The organism is Bdellovibrio sp. SKB1291214, from assembly GCF_002209355.2.
GTDB lineage: Bacteria > Bdellovibrionota > Bdellovibrionia > Bdellovibrionales > Bdellovibrionaceae > Bdellovibrio.
This window is the reverse complement of record NZ_CP106855.1, coordinates 2,138,349-2,156,465: the sequence shown is the minus strand read 5'-3', so window position 1 is coordinate 2,156,465 and position 18,117 is coordinate 2,138,349. Positions and strand designations below refer to the sequence as shown.

Genomic DNA, 18,117 nt, shown 5'->3' with positions numbered 1-18,117 from the left:
GAATCATTCTAATTTACACATGGCAGCATGGCGACTAAAACGTCTCTCACGGAGAACGTTATGGAAACATTAGGCAAGCGCCTTAAAAGACTACGCTCAGATAAAGACATGTCCGCTCAACAAGTCGCAGACCTCGCGGGAATCCCCGTGACCACTTATCGTGAATGGGAAAACGGCCGTCAGATTTTGGGCGAGCCCTATGAAAAACTTGCCCATGCCTTGGACGTCACTTTGTTTGAACTTTTGACAGGCAGAAAACCTAACCGCGCGGATCTTTTCATCAAACTTGAAGAAGTTGAGATGGCCCTTGGGGAACTGCGTTCCCACCTAGGTTCGTTGCTAACGTAACGATGCGAGAGTTTTCTCACCCATTTAAATGTTGATCCCTTATTTTGCCTTACGAACACAACGAATTAAAAAAACAAACAGGAGTATTTATGAAATTAGTAATCGCTATTATGGCTCTTCTAATCGGTTCACAATCAGCAATGGCAGCCCATCTTTATGCCGATGATGACTGTATCGCCTACACACTCAACAACAGCGAGATCAAGATTTCAATTGCGAACAGCCGACCAGCAAATCCCCATGTATTAAAATTCGAAATGAAAGATCCTAACAAGATGCCATTCGTAAATTTTATCGGCGCTACAATGGGTAACGATGGTGATGGCTCGGATACGATTTTGACCTTAAAAACGCTTTCATCCAAAATTACCCAGAAAAGCTCTTACAACGAAGACGGTTGGGAAGGATGGGTTGAGCTGTCTGTCAGAGTCGCAAAGGTGACCGCCGTAAACGCCGAGGTCCGAGAACAATTGGGCTTGGTACCGGGCCAAAAACTAACGTTTATTTGCAGAACTTCGTTTGACGCCCCTAACGGCAAATAAGTTACGTTCGAGTTCAGCCCTTTTCATGGCATTTTTTTAGGGCTCTTACCCCATAAGGGCCCTAAATCTCAAAGAAAATGGACAAATGCGTCCCTCCCGTGGCAATCTCCGGCCTTATTAAATTCGGAGAATCCATGGAACCATATCAAGGCGTAAATCACGTTCCCCCACAACCACCTAAATCATTCCGCGTGACGATCGAACTTCACCGTTCAGCGAAACGTTTGGATGTGGTTCTTTTGAATGCTCTTAGAAATCAAAAAGAAAATTTGAATCTGTTCAACATCACTCGCACAACGTTCAAACAGTTGTTCTTGGATGGCAGAATCCAAATCAAAGGCCAACGCGCTAAAGTTTCTTCGAGTGTTGCTAAAGGTATTACTTACGTAGATATCCTTGGCTATTAATAATTCCCTGCCAGGATTGGGAAAGCATCGCCTCTAACAAGTCTTTGTAATCCCAACCAATGCCACGGGCGGCGATTCCAGACAAACTGTCTTGGTCATCTCTGCCAGGTCGTCCACTCCCCGTCATATTGGGTTTCATATTTAAATCGAAAAGCAAATACTCCCCGGCACGATTCTGACGACAATCTATGCGAATCAGTGCGCGGTTTTCAATCAGCGTTCCTGCCCGTTCACAGGCGGCCATAGCGGCTCGTACTGCAGGGGTTGCGGCTTCTTGCTCGGTTAACAAAGTGCTGTTCGCAGTGACGGCAACAACACCATTATAGGGTGCGATTCCATTCTGATGATTAAAGCGCTTAACCGGAGGCAATGCCCAAGCAAGATCCTTTTGCACAACCTTGCCGTCAATATTGTAGGAACCCGGCGGCATGACAGTGATCGTAATCTCTTGGCCCGTCAGATATTCTTCGACCATGACAGCGTCGCCGAATTCACCCGAGGCTCTCCAGCGATCTACCAAGGCACTCATCCCCGTTGCGTCTTGTACGATTTCGACACCCTGACTGCCACGCCCACGAATGGGCTTGATCACCTTTGGAGAGCTAAAATCAATCATCTTCCAATCGGAGAGCCTCACCATATCTGAAGAAGCGACCGGAAGTTTGCGCTGTTTTAAAAACTTATTTGTCGCAAATTTATCGTCGAACGTCTGCACATCAGATGGCAACTGTCCCACAAATCGAACGTCAGGATATTTTAATTTTTCAACGGGATGTCCCACATACAGTACAGTGTTCAGCCAAAAAATTCGTGCCCCTGCTTCATAGGCCTTGGCGAAACCTTGCAGAGTATCTGGAAACACCCAGTCCATATCGGCCTCGGCGTGAGGCGCAGGCACTGGCACCACAACCTCATGACCCTGTTTTTTTAGAGTGAAGGCAATGTCTGCCCCACTGTCACTATAGCCTCCGGGCTTAAACGGTTTTTTAATTCCATCGACCACAGGTGGAGCTTCGCTTTGAAAAAACACGGCAATTTTGTTCATATTGAAATTCTAGCGCCTTCAAAGAAGGCACGGCAAGACGGCAAACAAGATTCAATAAAAAAGGGTTCCCATAGGAACCCTTGATTAACTTTCTAGATAATGGACAAAGTAAGTCCGTACCTTTGAAGATTTATTTTGCGATGTCCGCCATCGTGTCGTTGATATAGACCTTGCCACCTTTGATTTGCTCAAGTGCGGATCTTAAAAGAAGGCGGTCCATTTTATAGGATTTCATGTTGCAGATGCCGTGAACCAAATCGTCGTAGTTTTTGCAAGGTTTTGGAAAGCATGAAAGATTAGCACCCGCTAGGTCGATGAATCGGCTTGCATTCACGGAATCCAATGTTAACCAAGCATTCGCTTTTTTGTTACGGAAGTAAGAGGCGATCAAAGTCGCTTGCTTGCCATCCAACTCAGTACAATAAAGCTTTTCGCCATCTTGCGCGCGCTGTTTGTTGACCACAGCCAATTGCTGATTGATCACGTACACCAAGCCATCAACGAATTCTGGTGTGTTTGCGAACGCTGAAGAAGAAACCATCATTGCGATCATCAGTACGATCTTTTTCACTCTAAATCCCCCAGTTATCGGTTAGTAAGTAAGCCCCCCAAGGAACTACAGGATTTGAGCGCAAATCACAACAGGCATTATCTACAGAGTGAAGAGATGGCATTCCAACCGGGCTTCACAGCAGGCTCTACCGGCTCCATTTCAGCCGTGGGCTCATATTGGTTCAAGATCTCGTACTCATAGCGGGAACAGTCGCTTTTTTTGAAGTTCTTCTCGGTAGGCACCGACTCAAAAACCGTTAACATTAAGTCCATGTAGGCTTCGTCAGCTGCAGACTGAGGCATATTATTTTCACGGACGACTTTTATTTCGTCAGTGACGCGTCGGATGGCTCTGAAGCGCTCCTTGTTGTTTTTGGCCATATCGAGCTCCTTTTGCAAAAGCTCTGCGTACGTATCAATTTGTGCGCGAATACTGCGGCCACTGTTCACAGGAATTTCTCGAATGGCCGCGTTTGCCGTCCCCACAAGGAACACAAGACCTAAGAACCACTTCAAGTTTTTCATAGTTAACTCCTTCAGAAGTTGTCGCAACCCCAGGATTGCTGACCTCTTTATTTTATGACTCGGCAAATGAAATTCAATACGCACTCGCCCGAGTTTTATGACACGTCACCGCTAGGGAAAATGGGCTTTGGCCGCAGAGCATTTTGTTTGAGTCTTAAAAATCCGCAAGGTAGCGTTTCCCATGTGTAATTGATGGAGTCGTTATGCAACGTTTGATTTTGCTTCTTGTGGTTCTGCTCTCATTTAATTTTGCCCACGCGGCCGTGTGGACAGATGTAAATTCTTGGTCACCAGCTTGGGAAGACCGCTTTTCCGAGTGGGTTCAAAATAACTGGCAAATTGATTTTTTCGCCCGCAAAAAACTTCCGAATGGTCAGAGCAATCCTTATTATGGTCTGCGCACGGACTGCGCTGACACTGTTTATTCAATGCGCTTGATCTTTGCTTACGAAAATAAATTACCCTTCGTCATTCAAGACCCGACGGCTTACGGCAAAACTATTTCCAATCAAATGAAACGGTTTGATCGTCTTAACGAAGAAACCCGTGTTAAAAACTTTTTGCTGTATATCTATGATATGGTCAGCACAAAATCGGTTGCGAACGACACCTTTCCTATTGCGATTTCGCGCAACACTGTTCGTGCCGGATCTTTAATCCTAACAACAGCTGTGAATCATCACTCTTGGACCATTAAAGAAATGCTTCCAATCGGTGTTCCGCACTTGGTGTACAACTCCACGGTGGGTCGTACTTCTGGTTCTATGTTGCAAGAACGACAATCTTGGCCAAATCCTGAATGGGTTTTTGAGGGGGATCAAACTGCAGCCGGTGGCGCTGGTTTCCGCTACTGGAGACCTGCGGAGTATTTAAATCAACCGGTTTGGAAAGTTCCTGGATATAGTGAAGAACAATATAAAGTTCCTTTGAAACGTTGGGTGAAGTATGCCCAAAGTCGTTTGGCTTTGCGCAATGAAACAGACGAGCAAATGATGACCCGCCTGTTGAAAGTAACGTGCCAGGGTTTACAGGGTCGCGTGCATGCTGTGAATGATGGTTTGCGTGCTTTGAAATCAACTCGCGGTTGTATGAAGTACGCAGACTATGACACCTATTCAACCCCAAGCCGTGACCAACGCGTGTTTGATGATTATGTGACATTACGAAAAACTTATCGCGATATGGTTGCCAACAATGCGGCAGACTTGAGCTTAGATTTGCGAGTCCGTTTAAACAAAATCTTCCCGTACATCGAAGAAAGCATGGTTAGCGAGACTCGCAAAATGGCTCCAGTCAGTGTTGATGGGTTGTCCGTTTGTACTACTGAGTACTTGCCGGGACAGTACATGGACTTGGCTGAGTTTAAACGTCGACTGTTTGCGGGCATGATTTCCAATAATCCTATGGACGATGCGCAATACCGCTGGGGTCACCTTCGTGGACCTTCGCAGCGTGCAAGAAGCTGTCAATCGTGGGATGTTTGGGTTCCGAATCTGAAACAGGATTAAAAGGAACTATGAAAGAGATTAAATTTAAGCATTGGTTTATGTGGGCTGTTGTACTTTTCGTACTGGGTGTGGCCGCTGACTATTACTTCCTGCATATTCTTTTTCCCAAAAAACAAGACATCTTAAACGGTGCCGTGACGGAACAACAACCGTCACCAGGCGCAATGGCCACAGCGACTCACATGGACAGCACTCTGCATGGCGAGGCAGGCGTTGCTCCCGCAGTGAATACTGGCAAAGATACTTTCAATGACTCACTGAAGGCTTGTGCTCCCGAAATCGCAGCTCAAGCGGTGGCAACACCGGAAGCCTTGATGGAGTATTTGCGCAAAAGCTTGGGCGTTAAATCCGAAGAGACGACACTTGAAAACTATCACCTGGATTCAGCAGATGGTTCAAAACGTCGCATCCATGTGATTGGTGCTGATAACACGAATTCTAAAAATAAAAAAACTGTGAAGTTCTATAAATTGGACGCTCAAGACCTTCCAGAAGAACTTCCGTTGAAAGCTGACGATACGGTGGAAAAACTTTTGGCGACAGGAAAAGTCACAAAGGCAGAGAAAAAGATGGATCTAAAACTGAAAGACGATTCATCCGTGAGCTTGGAAATGCACGACAACAAAGTCTTTCAGTTCCAATTCAACAACCACGGCAAAGTTCTTTCTTGCCTGTATACAGACTGCCAGTGTGGGCAGTAGCCCCATGATAATTGAAAATGGATTTTAGAAGGGAGCGTAAGAGCTCCCTTTTTCGTTACTATACCTTCTCTAAAACCAAACCAACCGCTGCGATTCTATCTACATGGCTGTACGAGGCTTGAGACAATTCCTCACCGAAAATATCGGGATCTATTTCTTGATAGCTCAGGTTGAAACCATTTCTTGGCACCAGCTCTTTGCACAGTTTTAAAAATGTGTCTTCTCCTGCGACGATGCAACTGCCCGTATACATCGCTAAACGACCGCCTGGTTGCAAATAGCTCATGGCCTGATCAATTATTTTCAAAGACATTTCGGAGCCACAATGATTGCCACCATGACGATACTGACGCTTGCGCGAATCCATAATGAACGGCGGATTCGCAATCAGCAGATCGAATCCTTCAGGGACATTTTTTAAAATATCCGACTGGAACACTTCCACGTTCTGACACGAATTAAGGACAGCGTTTGCCTTGGAATAAGATAAAGCCCTGTCATTGATATCACAAAGTCCTTTTAATCCGGAGTGAGCCGAAAAAGCCAATGCTCCAACTCCCGAACCGCAGCCGACATCCAATACTCGGCGAGCATTCAGTGCACTTTGCTTTAGAAAGTTGATGAAGCGATAGGAATCTGGTCCAAAGAAAACGGACTGTTCATCATCTGTGGGAAAACCCGAATGAGCAAAAATTTTGTCATCCAAGGTGGCAAAGCGAACCAAACTTTTGACCGCCGGGCCATCCGCTACAATTAAATTCGCTGCCTTTAAAGGCTTTAACACTTGGGGAGCAATCAAAGCCGAAGGCACCGCTCGATTCCAGCCAAAAAAATGGCGATAGATGTCAGTGGATTTCATTGTATTAAAATGACAGTTCCGCGCAAGGACTCGGCGATGAGACTCGGGTGTCACAGCCGTAAAGTGATAGTGATGCTCTTTTAAAAAGCTGCCAACTTCTACAATTGAAGAAATAGTGACTGATGAGTCCATGATATTACGACGATAGCCACCGGAAAATTCGCTGTCATTAACTTCAACTCGTTCACATCCGAAATTGAAGTCCTCTTGTGTGGCAACAGATGAATCCGTGCCACTTGCCAACTAGTCCCCTGTAGAGCCGCGGAGTTGGGCATTCTGGAATCGGTTTTGCTCCGCCATAACCATGTCGCTGATTTCGCGCTTAAGGGCATTGAAATCATTAGCCGCTGGATTTCTTGGACGAGGCAAATCGACTATCAGGTCTTTTTTCACAGTGCCTGGTCGGTAGGTCATAACTACAATACGGTCCGCCAAATAAATCGCTTCTTCCATACTGTGAGTTACGAATACGACGGTTTTTTTAGTTTCTTGCCACAGCTTGATCAGCTCGTCTTGCAAGCTTCTGCGAGTCAATGCATCCAGTGCACCGAAAGGCTCATCCATCAACATGATCGGTGGATCAAATGCCAACACGCGCGCAATAGCCACACGTTGGCGCATACCACCTGATAGGTCCTTAGGATAACGTTTGCGGAACTCTGTGAGCTTCAGTTTTTCAAGCAGTGATTCTAAGGTTTTTTGAATTTGTTCTTCGGGAGCTTTTTTAATTCTTAGTCCGAAGACGATGTTGTCTTCAACCGACATCCACGGAAATAAAGCGTACTCCTGAAAAACCATGCCGCGATCGGGACCGGGTTCTTCGATCTCTTTACCTTCCACCAGAACTTGTCCGTTGGTGGGTAAAGAAAATCCTGCAATCGCATTTAGTAAAGTACTTTTGCCGCAACCAGAAGGTCCCAACAGACACAGGAATTGCCCGCGCGGGATTTCCAGATTGATGTCTTTCAGAGCAATAACGTCTTTACCTTCTTCGCCACCGACGAAGATTTTATCGACACCTTGAACTTTGATTTGAGTTTCTGTATTTGCCATTATTCAAGACCTCGGTGCCAACGTAACAAATAGTTATTCAATTTATCGACCACGGTATCAATCGCGAGTCCCAAAAGACCGATCGAAAACATCCCTGCGATAATTTTATCAGACCAGAAATATTCCCGCGCTTCCAAGATACGATAACCAAGTCCACTATTCACCGCGATCATTTCTGCAACGATCATACAGATGAAACCTGTTCCGATACCAATGCGGATACCACTCAAGATATAAGGCATCGCCGCTGGAACGATGACTTTTCTGAACATAAGGAAAGATCCTGCCCCCATGTTTTGAGCTGCACGGATATAGATAGAATCAACCGCTCTGACGCCAACAATGGTATTCATTAAGATTGGAAAGAATGCACCCAGGGCAATCAAGAACACTGCGGGAGGATTTCCCAAACCAAACCACAAGATCGCGAGCGGAATATAAGCAATCGGTGGAATCGGACGAAGTACTTGCACCAGAGGATTTAGATAATCATAAACTCTGCGGCTTTGCCCCATCAATAGACCAATGGGCAAGGCCAACACTCCCCCGATGAAACATCCTAAAACCACACGGTAAAAGCTTGCCCACAAATCGTGAACAAGCTCTCCAGAAAAGGCCCAAGTAAGCTTCGACATGCCCGATGCAGGATCATAGGCTTCTTGTGGCATGAGGTACTGATACCATCTGACGAGAACCGCTGATGGCGCAGGTAAAACTTGGGGGTTCACCCACCCGATGCGGACGACTCCCTCCCAAATTGCTAAGAATAAAAGAGGAACCCAGATACCTTTGATTCGTGAAAGAAAATCATTTTTAGCCTTAGCCATCAAAGCCCCTATTTACCCGTTACACCCAACGATTTTTTAGCTTCTTCTAATAAATCTAGTTTTACCCAGTCTGTTGCTTTCGGTGGAGTTTGCATTTTACCCACACCATATTTTTGCATAAAGTCTGTCGTGATTTGGATGTGCTCCGCAGTTAAGTGATAAACGTATGGAGAATTTCCGATAGCGTCTTTAAAATCTTGGGACGTGATTTGCCCTTTAAACATTTTTTCGATCACGAATTTTTCCGCCACATCTGGTTTATCCATGAAAAGCTGAGTGGCTTCCACGAAACATTTAATGAATCTTTCTGCGATGGGTTTTTTCTCGTTATACATTTTTTCTGTCATGACAAGAGTACGAATCGGTTTTCCCATTTCCGTGTCATAGGGTTTTAACAACTCCGTTCCCCAGCCTTTGTTAATCGCTTGTGAAGATTGCGGTTCACTTTGTGCCATAGCGTCGATCTGTTTTGCTGCCAGGGCTTGATTCAAATCCGCAAAGGCCATGTAAACGATGGTGACGTCTTTGCCTGGTTTATCAGACCAAGTCAGACCATTTTTGGAAAGCTCTGCTAATAAAAGCAATTCTTGAGCACCGCCACGAGCAACGCCAACTTTTTTACCTTTGAACTCTTTAACCGATTTAATATTTGAATCTTTACCTACGACAATACGAGCGCCACCTTCAGCAAAACCCGCCACCGCGTAGATTGGAACTTTCGATGCGCGACCTGCAATCGCCGCATCCGCCGCACTTGCAGCCACGTCGATTTCGCCCGCGATAATTGCTGGCATAATATCGATACCTTTGGCGAACACACGCTCTTGAACTTTGAGATTATACTTACTGCAGTGTTCCTGCATGTAGCTGATGGCACCATAATGCGCGAATTTCAAATTGCCCACGCGAACTACATCAGGGGCCGCATTGGCAAAGCTTAAAGGTGCCAAGGAAAGTGAAGCCAGAATCGTGCTGAAAATAATCTTGTGAGACATCATGAAGACCTCCAGGTTTTGGACCATCACTTAATGGTCTGCCCTATGGCAAAAGAATGCAAACTTGATTTAGCTGAGATTAAGCAGCTTTCCTTTCAGAGTGAATTTATCAATCAGAGACATTGCTAATATGAGAAAAAAGGCCGAAGTGATCGAACACTTCGGCCAGTTAACTAACAAGATTTTTGAAGTATTATGTTGAGCAGTGATTACAACCAGCAGCTGTTCACGCCACGCTCTTGCGCGGTTTGTTTTGCAAGGTCATATCCCGCATCCAAGTGTCTGAAGACACCCATTGCTGGGTCGGCAGTTAGCACTCTTTCCAGGCGTGCTGCGGCTTTTTCCGTCCCGTCAGCCACGATCACCTGGCCTGCGTGTTGACTATAACCCATGCCCACACCGCCACCGTGATGCAGGCTTACCCATGTAGCACCACACGCCGTGTTTACCATCGCATTTAGCAACGCCCAGTCACTGACTGCATCCGAGCCGTCTTTCATCGCTTCTGTTTCACGATTTGGTGAAGCCACAGAACCGCAATCCAAATGATCACGACCGATAACGATCGGGGCTTTTACTTTTCCTTCTTTCACAAGTTGGTTCAGCATAGCACCCGCTTTCGCACGCTCGCCGTACTCCAACCAGCAAATACGCGCTGGCAAGCCTTGGAAGGCAATACGCTCTTCAGCCATGTCCAACCAACGCAAAAGATCTTTTTTATGAGGGAAAAGTTTTCTCATCGCATCGTCTGTCACTTTGATATCAGCGGGGTCACCAGAAAGTGCCACCCAACGGAATGGACCAGAGCCTTTGCAGAACAATGGACGAATGAACGCAGGAACAAATCCTGGGTAATCAAATGCATTTTCAACACCCGCTTCTTGAGCACGTGCACGCAAGTTATTGCCGTAATCAAAAGTCACAGCACCCTTGTCTTTCATCGCAAGCATACCACGAACGTGTTTTGCCATAGAATCGTAAGCTGCTTTCAAGTAAGCCGTTTGATCTTTCTCGCGGAAAGTTTTTGCTGTGTCGACCGTGTAACCTTCAGGGATATAACCCACCAATGGATCATGGGCTGAAGTTTGGTCTGTCAAAAGATCTGGCGTGAAACCCTTGTCGATCAATTGGTGAATGACTGTTGCCATGTTACCAAGAAGAGCCACGGATTTCGCCTCGCCCGCGGCTGTGTATTTTTTAATACGAGCAATTGCATCATCGATGTCAGTTGCAACTTCATCAATGTATTTTGTTTCAAGACGTTTTTGAATACGAGTCGGATCAATTTCAACCGCCAGAACGCAAGCACCAGCAAACACACCTGCAAGCGGTTGTGCTCCACCCATACCGCCCAACCCAGCAGTCAAGATAACGCGGCCTTTTAAATCGCCATTGAAGTACTGGCGACCCGCTTCCACAAACGACTCATAAGTACCTTGGATGATTCCTTGAGTTCCGATATAAATCCAAGAACCCGCCGTCATTTGGCCGTACATCATCAAACCCTTTTTATCCAATTCGTTAAAGACTTCCCAAGTAGACCACTTAGGAACAAGGTTTGAATTCGCAAGCAAAACACGAGGAGCATCTTCGTGAGTTTTCAAAATGCCGATCGGCTTACCAGACTGCACTAAAAGTGTTTCGTCGTTTTCTAACTCTTTAAGGGCTTCCAGAATTTTGTCGAAGCATTCCCAGTTACGTGCCGCTTTACCGATACCACCATAGACCACCAGGTTTTCTGGATGTTCAGCAATTGAAGGATCCAAATTGTTTTGAATCATGCGGTAAGCGGCTTCTTGAAGCCAGCCTTTACAAACCATCTTATTACCCGTTGGGGCTTTAACGACGCGAGACATATGCTCTCCTTTGAATTACGAAGAGCTCGAACCTAGCAAAGAATAAGCCCGAAAGGTACGCCGTACCTCTCGGAGGTGCGGCGCGGCAAGGAAGGATCAATTGACTGTCCTAAGCGACGCGATAGACATACGCCATGACTCCGGATCGCAAAAGAAAAACCAAAGACCCCTGCCCCGTTTGCTTTTTAAATAAAAGCCGCTGTGTCTGTGCCTTGATCCCAAAATTGAATCTAAAAACACGCTTGTGCTTGGTGGTTCATGCCAAAGAATTAAAACGCACCACCAACACCGGCAGACTGGCGATACAAGCCCTGCTGAACAGCGAAATGCGTATCCGTGGAGCCGATCAGAACGCAGTGGACTTAAGCGACTTACTGACACCCCAATATCGCACCGTCATGTTTTACCCCTCAGATGACGCCAAGGAATTGACGCCAGAGTTCGTCGCCCAAGATCCACGCCCGATTCAATTAATTGTCCCAGACGGAAATTGGCGCCAAGCCAGCAAAGTTCATTATCGCCATCGTGAACTGAAAGACGTTCCGCGAGTGATGATCAAAACTCCAAATCAGTCCCCTGTGCACATGCGTGCAGAAAATACGGCCGAAGGCATGGCAACTTTGCAGGCCATTGCCGAGGCAATCGGCGTCATTGAAGGTGACGCCCCCAAAGAATCCTTAATGAAATTATATCGCGCAAAACTCGAAGGCACACTTCAAGGTCGCGGTATCAAGCTTGAAAACCTCATGCCTTCAGACCATAATAAGGCACAGCAGAGGCTTGACCGTTAATCACGACAGACACATACCCTTTGGGTTTGCTCGTGTCGACCTGTGAAGTATTCAGAAGCCGCGTTGCAACCAACAAATCACCCTGCTCATTACCACCAATTCCGGCTTTCCCATTGTGCAAGCTAAAGCGCTGAGGAGCCACTTCACTGTTATTCGCGGGAGTCCCCACTGCCATGACGGCGTCGACACGTGTGCATTGACCCGCCAGAAAACGATCCTTCCCGTTGCTTTTCAATAACACGACAACCGATGGTGTCCAGCTCGCGAGCTTAACGAAGACTCTGGTATCTGTGGCAGACCGGGGTTCAAGTCGAACTTCCACTACGGGAGCACTTCCTTCTGCGGACCAACTTGCTTCCGCATTATCGGTTTTGCGTTGTAAATTAATGATTGCGCGCCCGGCAGTGTTTCTTCCACCGATCAGATTCATCAATGGTTCACTGTTGGTTCCGCTGGTATACTGCGCTTGACCAAAAACTTCGATTTCCCAACTGTCCCCGACGGAAGGTGAATAGAAATTACCTAACTCAAACCACGTCGCTTGATTGACATTGTTACTCAATCTAAAACGCGAAGTAAGGTGGCCGTATTTTAGACTGCCATCAATGGCCGCACCAAAGGACTCAATCCTAGAGGAACCTATCTCCCAAATACTAAGCCAGCTATCACCCTGCTGGGAATTGTCGATCGAACTGCCGGATTGCAAATTAATCTGACGCGCATTCATTCGCGAGTAGTGCGCGATCAACGGATTCTTACAATCTTCAAGACTTAAGGCATCGATAATCCATTGGCCGTTGGAGATATCCCCCGGATAATCTGAGTGCTCAATCCACCCGTTATAAATGAGCGATTGAGTACAACGAGGCAAGTTTAGAACTTTTCCGCCTCTGCAGTTTTGAGCATTGAAGTTGGATAGCTCAATCGCAGTGCTGTGATCCCAACTTCCCGCTTCTCGTCCTGACCAAGTGGCTTTAATCACATCTCCCAGGCAGCCGCTGGCGTACCATTGATCGATTTTACAATCTATCGTATCAACAAGACTTAAAGAAACCCCTCCGACTTGGGTAAAGCGCAAACAGGCGCCTCGGAAAAATTGCCCCCCGATACAAGTATTATTAAAAAAACCTTGTTGATTGGGCGTGCTGCTGGCTCTGCCGTTAAAGACTAAATTGGCAATCTCGGTCCTGCGTGCGTTGACCTGAAACAAGAATTTGGAAGCACCATTCGATACCAGTGTTGTCGCTGGGAAATAGCCGAAATTTACCATCGCTCCCGACAACCGAAACAACGACTGCTCTTGCGTTCCAAAGTCACAAGCAGACACATAGAAAGTACCCGCAGGAAACTGAACGCCAATTGCCGGATTGTTGCTTTTTGACCATTGATACATCGCCATGATTGCAGCCGCCGCATCGGTTTTCCCATCGGCGATTGCACCAAAATCAAAAATATTCAGACTATTAAAATCATCCACCACACGACGCCATGCAAAACCACTGCCAGCAAAGACCACTCCCCCATCATCTTTCCCACTTGCCAAGGAACCGACAAACTCACCACCACCCACATCCAGCCCCTTGTGCCAGCTTCTTAATTTAATCGTAATACCAGAAGATGTAGGGCGTGTTTTACGCAACTCTTCTACAGAGGCTACTTCTCCCTGAGAGGCACTTGCCGACACATTGGAAGGAACAAGAGCTTTCGAAGCGTGTGGTTCACTTGCTTCGGCATATCTAGAAACAGTACTGACTGACAGAACGGTTACCAAAGAGGAGGCTGCGGACTGCAAGACTTGTCTTCTTTTCATAAATCATCCTTGTATGAATTGAAATGAGACTGCATACAGCCATGCTTGATATCTTCGAGATATCATACGACCTCATCAGCCCCAGGGTTTATGTTTCCGTGTTTATACGCTCCTGCCGTCATCGCTAAACAGTCAAGCGCTTAGTCACCTGCAGAACAGGCTATGGATATCAAACATAATACGAGACAAGAGACTTTCGGATTTCATGGAAGTTGCAAGAACGGATTCCGATTCAAATTGCAAACTTACATCGGATGAGAGCTTTAGTCTGGGAATGAGTTATTTAACAAGTTTTCAGACGTGAACCGCGCAAGCGGTGATCACGATACCTATTTAGCTTTGAAGATTTTTTTGTTTATGAAGTCTTAGGCTCAAACTAAAAAGCGATCCCGAAGGATCGCTTTTTAAAGTCTATGCTAGTAAATTTCTTCTTCGTCGGAACCTTCGAAGAATCCATTTGGTTGTAAACCGAAGCCTGGAACATTATCGTCCACTCGGCAGCTGATACGACAGCTAGCATTGCAACTTACCCACGCGCTGTTACCCGGAGAAATATATCCCGGAGAGCAATGCGAAGAACAAGAAGGCATTCCCATGGAAACGCCACCTTTGATCGAGCAAGTTGAACTTGCATTATTTTTCGCCGTGCTTTCCGCGCGCGATTGAAGGTTGCGTGGGCAAAAAGAATCCCCGCCCTTGCATGAACCAGAAGCGCTTCCCGTACCCGTCACCCAAATCGTTTTTTTCGCGAATGCAGGAACAACCAAGAAACTCATCAAGACAAAACTCATTAATGCATTCATAAACACTCCTTATGTTCCCGCTGCGCGGGTATTACCACTCTAGTTCGCCGACTGTATTTTCGACGACGTTCATTAATTCACCAGAGACCATCATTGCTTTGATTGCTTCGACGTCTTTGTGGAAGATGCGATCCTCTTTTGCGAACGGAACTGTTTTTCTAATGTGATCATGCACAGCTTTGACGGCCGCAGCTGGCTTCAGGGGCGCAATCAAATCAAGGGCTTGGGCACCAGATAGAAGTTCCATCGCAACCACATGTTCTGCGTTTCTTAGGATTTGTGCAAATTTTCTTGCTGCAATGGTTCCCATGGAAACGTGGTCTTCTTTTTCAGCCGAAGTTGGAATTGAATCCACAGATGCTGGATGAGCCAAAACTTTGTTTTCGCTGACTAAAGACGCCGCCGCCACTTGCACGATCATGTGCCCAGAATTCAAACCGCCATTGGGTGTCAAGAACGGAGGAAGGTCACTCATTTGTGTCGAAATTAATTTAGAAATGCGGCACTCAGAAATACTTGCTTGAGAGGAAATCACGATACCCGCAAAATCCATCGCGTGCGCCACTGGCATACCGTGGAAGTTACCGCAGGAAAGAACTTTATTCGCATCAGCAAATACCAACGGATTGTCCGTCGAAGAGTTCGCTTCAGTTTCCAGAACTTTCACAGCGTAGCGAATACCATCTTTCGCGGCACCATGAACTGCCGGCATACAGCGAAGTGAGTAAGCATCTTGAACACGGTGATCTTGGTATTCATGCAAATGCGCCTCACCGATTTCACTCATCTCGCCCATGATTTTAATCAAGTTGCGACCTGTTTTACCTTCACCCGAGTGAGGGCGGCTGGCTTGAATCAATGGATCAAAAGGTTTTCTGGAACCTCTCATCCCTTCAACTGTCATTGCACCCGCAAGATCTGCCATCCAAAGCAGACGACGCGCCTCCCACAATGAAAGAAGTCCGATAGATGTCATCACCTGGCAACCGTTGATCATTGAAAGACCTTCTTTGGCTTTCAATTCAAGTGCGGTGATTTTTTTCTTTTCCAAAAGCTCTTTAACGTGAACGGGCTTGTGATCAGGTCCCCATGCTTCGCCTTCACCGATGATTGTCAGTGCCAAATGCGACAGCGGAGCCAAGTCCCCCGATGCCCCCACGGAACCTTGAGAAGGAACCACAGGGATGATGTCGTTATTTAGAAATTCCAAAATTTTATCAACCACCGTCGGGCGAATGCCGCTGTGACCTTTCGCTAAAGCATTCGCACGCAAGATCATCATCGCGCGTGTTTCCGTTTTTGTGAAAGGAGCACCGATTCCCATGGAGTGCGAACGGATCAGGTTTCTTTGCAATTGTTCAATTTCGGAATCAGAGATACGAACAGACGAAAAAGCACCAAAGCCTGTGTTCACACCGTACATGACTTCGCCACCAGAAATACGGCCTTCGATATAGTCACGAGACTTTTTCATGGCAGCACGAGCTGAATCAGCCAGTTCCACTTTCATGGAAGGTGTGTGGGCCGCTTTATAGAGATTTTCAATCGTGATATTTTCACCTGTAAGTTGCATGGTGGAGACCTTTCAGTTTCATTCTAAAATGAGGTCCCGACTTTACCGATAACGCCCCGCCCAATCAAATAAAAAAGCCGGCTACGAACCGGCTTTTTTTTACTCTGAATTTGCGAGAACGAAATTAGAAGTGAAGAGGCAAAGACACTGACAACATGTAAGAGTCCATTTTGCCTGGGCTGTTGTTATCAACGCCACCAGATGTGCTCTTATCCAAGTTCTCCATGATGTATTCAAAATTTAGTGATAGGAATGGAAGACCTGTGAAAGCCACACCTACTTTGACTGGTTTGCCTTTGAAAGACGTGTCAGAAGGACTGTCCGTTTTAATTTCGCTGGAAAGACCGTAACCAATCCAACCTCTTAGCAAAATTGGAAAATCAATACCTGCGACAGCGTACAGAGTGTTACGTTTCGCATCTGAATTTGTTTGGCCATCTGGTTTATATTTTCCGCTAACACCCAAATTATAATCAACACCCAACCACAACAAAGCTGGAGCTGTCCAAGCAAGACGCGCACCCATATTTACAAGTTCAGTTTTTGCAGTTGGATTTACATCCGTGTGACTGCCCATTTCGTAACCCAAATAAGGTTCGATCATCACACCAGCATGTGCGGCACCCGAAAATCCCAAGAATAAAGCTAAAACGAGCCACATTTTTTTCATCATCTTCTCCTTTTGTAACACCAAAAATAATTACACTTGCACTACAATTCTGGAAGCACCTGTAGATAACGTCAAGGAGACGCTATGGCCCGACCCGCCTTTAGAGACGACAAAGAATATTATGAATCACTCCCCGGCAAACGCATCAGCACAGGTGTATTGTTGTTTTATAAAAACCAAGCGCTGCTTGTTCAGCCAAGTTATTCTGGCGGCTGGATTCTGCCGGGTGGCACGGTGGAAGCCGAAGAATCTCCGATGGAGGGACTTATCCGCGAAGTGAGAGAAAATCTGGGAATCGTCATCACCCCGACCCACGTCTTGGCCATTGATTACATTCCGAACAAAGATGTCAAAGGTGAATACTTAAGCTTTCTCTTTGGCGCGATCGACCTTAGCGAACAGCAAGTGCAAAATATTTCGATTTCACTGAAAGATATCAAAGACTATAAATTCGTCGACATGGATATCGCTTATTCAATGCTAGTCCCGGCCATTTCCCGTCGCGTGCAAAGCGCATTGAAAGCCGTCACCGAAAATTACGTAATGGTCTACCTCGAAGACGGCAGAATCCCTCCCAGAGACCTTCCCCTTTAGGTAACAGTTCCCTTTTTGGACTGCGTTGCAGTACAAAAAGGGAACTGTTACCTGTACCTGTAGGACAAAATTTTGAAAAGGGATTTCAGTGCTGCCTTGGGATTGCTCGCCCCTAAGGACCGATGGTAAGCGTCTAATACAAATCTCGCGATGGCGCCAGCTTCAATGGGATTCAGTTTCTGTTTGGACTCTTTGCGAATGGCATCCGCCAAAGCCTTTTCATGTCGCATCCACATCTGCTTCGAGTACAAATTTAGTGCCGGCGTGCTTTCAATTAGATTCATAAACGATTTAAAATTTTTTCTTTGCTCATCTTTGATGGAATCCAGATGTTCAAGTCCTGCTTCCAAAAGCGCCTCATAAACACTCTGTCCTTTTTTCCTATTCATGACCGCATCCACGAGTTGTGCTTCCTGTTCAGCATCGTCATCGAAAACCAGGGACTCTTTATTCGGAAAATAATTAAAAAGAGTGGGCACCGAAACTTTGGCACGCTCTGCGATTTCTGCAGTCGTAACACTGTCATAACCCCGCTCTATAAAAAGGACTGTCGCCATATCTGAAATAGCTTTCCGAGTTTGTTTCTTTTTTTCTTCTCTCAATCCCATATTCAGACACCTCCGGCGTTCAAATCAAATTAAACGCCATTTCAATTATT

At 46.2% G+C, this 18,117-nt stretch carries 20 protein-coding genes; 7 read left to right on the top strand and 13 right to left on the bottom strand.

Annotated elements, in window-relative coordinates; all coding sequences use genetic code 11:
- The first annotated feature begins 60 nt into the window (after positions 1–60).
- The 3 genes from B9G69_RS10710 to B9G69_RS10700 all read left to right on the top strand — a co-directional run bounded on the left by B9G69_RS10710 (position 61) and on the right by B9G69_RS10700 (position 1,297).
- Positions 61–348, top strand: a complete 288-nt coding sequence (locus B9G69_RS10710; RefSeq protein WP_176400876.1) for a helix-turn-helix domain-containing protein — start codon at positions 61–63, stop codon at positions 346–348.
- A gap of 89 nt (positions 349–437) precedes the next feature.
- Positions 438–890, top strand: coding sequence for a hypothetical protein (locus tag B9G69_RS10705; RefSeq protein WP_088614002.1), 453 nt, complete (start codon positions 438–440; stop codon positions 888–890).
- A gap of 134 nt (positions 891–1,024) precedes the next feature.
- The gene (locus B9G69_RS10700) at positions 1,025–1,297 is read left to right on the top strand and encodes a hypothetical protein (RefSeq protein WP_088614001.1); all 273 of its coding nucleotides are present in this window, start codon (positions 1,025–1,027) and stop codon (positions 1,295–1,297) included.
- Here the strand turns inward: B9G69_RS10700 and B9G69_RS10695 are convergent.
- The 3 genes from B9G69_RS10695 to B9G69_RS10685 all read right to left on the bottom strand — a co-directional run bounded on the left by B9G69_RS10695 (position 1,269) and on the right by B9G69_RS10685 (position 3,419).
- A complete protein-coding gene (locus B9G69_RS10695; protein ID WP_088614000.1) occupies positions 1,269–2,342 on the bottom strand; it encodes an ATP-grasp domain-containing protein in 1,074 nt (357 codons plus the stop codon). The two genes, B9G69_RS10700 and B9G69_RS10695, sit on opposite strands and share 29 nt — an antisense overlap.
- A 130-nt stretch (positions 2,343–2,472) precedes the next feature.
- A complete protein-coding gene (locus tag B9G69_RS10690) occupies positions 2,473–2,913 on the bottom strand; it encodes a hypothetical protein (protein WP_088613999.1) in 441 nt (146 codons plus the stop codon).
- Between the two features lie 77 nt (positions 2,914–2,990).
- On the bottom strand, positions 2,991–3,419 hold the full coding sequence (locus B9G69_RS10685; RefSeq protein ID WP_254916708.1) for a hypothetical protein: 429 nt from the start codon (positions 3,417–3,419) through the stop codon (positions 2,991–2,993).
- 203 nt (positions 3,420–3,622) lie between these two features.
- On the opposite strand from B9G69_RS10685, the gene B9G69_RS10680 reads away from it, so the two are divergent.
- A complete protein-coding gene (locus B9G69_RS10680) occupies positions 3,623–4,927 on the top strand; it encodes a hypothetical protein (RefSeq protein ID WP_088613998.1) in 1,305 nt (434 codons plus the stop codon).
- 8 nt (positions 4,928–4,935) lie between these two features.
- Positions 4,936–5,628, top strand: a complete 693-nt coding sequence (locus tag B9G69_RS10675) for a hypothetical protein (protein WP_088613997.1) — start codon at positions 4,936–4,938, stop codon at positions 5,626–5,628.
- A 58-nt stretch (positions 5,629–5,686) separates the two neighbouring features.
- Here the strand turns inward: B9G69_RS10675 and B9G69_RS10670 are convergent, their stop codons facing one another.
- The 5 genes from B9G69_RS10670 to hutU form a co-directional block, all read right to left on the bottom strand.
- Complete coding sequence (locus B9G69_RS10670) at positions 5,687–6,730, bottom strand: methyltransferase (RefSeq protein ID WP_088613996.1); 1,044 nt, start codon at positions 6,728–6,730, stop codon at positions 5,687–5,689.
- A complete protein-coding gene (locus tag B9G69_RS10665; protein WP_088613995.1) occupies positions 6,731–7,540 on the bottom strand; it encodes an ABC transporter ATP-binding protein in 810 nt (269 codons plus the stop codon).
- On the bottom strand, positions 7,540–8,367 hold the full coding sequence (locus B9G69_RS10660; RefSeq protein WP_088613994.1) for an ABC transporter permease: 828 nt from the start codon (positions 8,365–8,367) through the stop codon (positions 7,540–7,542). The genes B9G69_RS10665 and B9G69_RS10660 overlap by 1 nt, the downstream gene beginning before the upstream one ends.
- Positions 8,368–8,375: 8 nt before the next feature.
- Complete coding sequence (locus B9G69_RS10655; RefSeq protein WP_416220937.1) at positions 8,376–9,362, bottom strand: ABC transporter substrate-binding protein; 987 nt, start codon at positions 9,360–9,362, stop codon at positions 8,376–8,378.
- A gap of 209 nt (positions 9,363–9,571) precedes the next feature.
- Positions 9,572–11,218, bottom strand: a complete 1,647-nt coding sequence (gene hutU / locus B9G69_RS10650; protein WP_088613992.1) for a urocanate hydratase — start codon at positions 11,216–11,218, stop codon at positions 9,572–9,574.
- 212 nt (positions 11,219–11,430) lie between these two features.
- Here hutU and B9G69_RS10645 point away from each other — a divergent pair, with 212 nt between their 5' ends.
- A complete protein-coding gene (locus B9G69_RS10645; protein WP_265437732.1) occupies positions 11,431–12,009 on the top strand; it encodes a tRNA-uridine aminocarboxypropyltransferase in 579 nt (192 codons plus the stop codon).
- Here the strand turns inward: B9G69_RS10645 and B9G69_RS10640 are convergent.
- The 4 genes from B9G69_RS10640 to B9G69_RS10625 all read right to left on the bottom strand — a co-directional run bounded on the left by B9G69_RS10640 (position 11,963) and on the right by B9G69_RS10625 (position 16,868).
- Entirely contained in the window at positions 11,963–13,819 is a 1,857-nt protein-coding gene (locus B9G69_RS10640) for an amylovoran biosynthesis protein AmsF (RefSeq protein WP_088613990.1), read from the bottom strand. The two genes, B9G69_RS10645 and B9G69_RS10640, sit on opposite strands and share 47 nt — an antisense overlap.
- Before the next feature lie 416 nt (positions 13,820–14,235).
- On the bottom strand, positions 14,236–14,622 hold the full coding sequence (locus tag B9G69_RS10635) for a hypothetical protein (protein ID WP_088613989.1): 387 nt from the start codon (positions 14,620–14,622) through the stop codon (positions 14,236–14,238).
- A 31-nt stretch (positions 14,623–14,653) separates the two neighbouring features.
- Positions 14,654–16,195 carry a histidine ammonia-lyase gene (hutH, locus tag B9G69_RS10630; protein WP_088613988.1) on the bottom strand — a complete coding sequence of 514 codons (1,542 nt, stop codon included), beginning with the start codon at positions 16,193–16,195 and terminating at the stop codon, positions 14,654–14,656.
- Between the two features lie 124 nt (positions 16,196–16,319).
- Complete coding sequence (locus tag B9G69_RS10625) at positions 16,320–16,868, bottom strand: outer membrane beta-barrel protein (RefSeq protein WP_141096846.1); 549 nt, start codon at positions 16,866–16,868, stop codon at positions 16,320–16,322.
- Between the two features lie 81 nt (positions 16,869–16,949).
- On the opposite strand from B9G69_RS10625, the gene B9G69_RS10620 reads away from it, so the two are divergent.
- On the top strand, positions 16,950–17,459 hold the full coding sequence (locus B9G69_RS10620; protein ID WP_088613986.1) for an NUDIX domain-containing protein: 510 nt from the start codon (positions 16,950–16,952) through the stop codon (positions 17,457–17,459).
- Between the two features lie 47 nt (positions 17,460–17,506).
- On the opposite strand, the gene B9G69_RS10615 is transcribed toward B9G69_RS10620, so the two are convergent.
- The gene (locus B9G69_RS10615; protein ID WP_088613985.1) at positions 17,507–18,067 is read right to left on the bottom strand and encodes a TetR/AcrR family transcriptional regulator; all 561 of its coding nucleotides are present in this window, start codon (positions 18,065–18,067) and stop codon (positions 17,507–17,509) included.
- Positions 18,068–18,117: the final 50 nt, after the last annotated feature.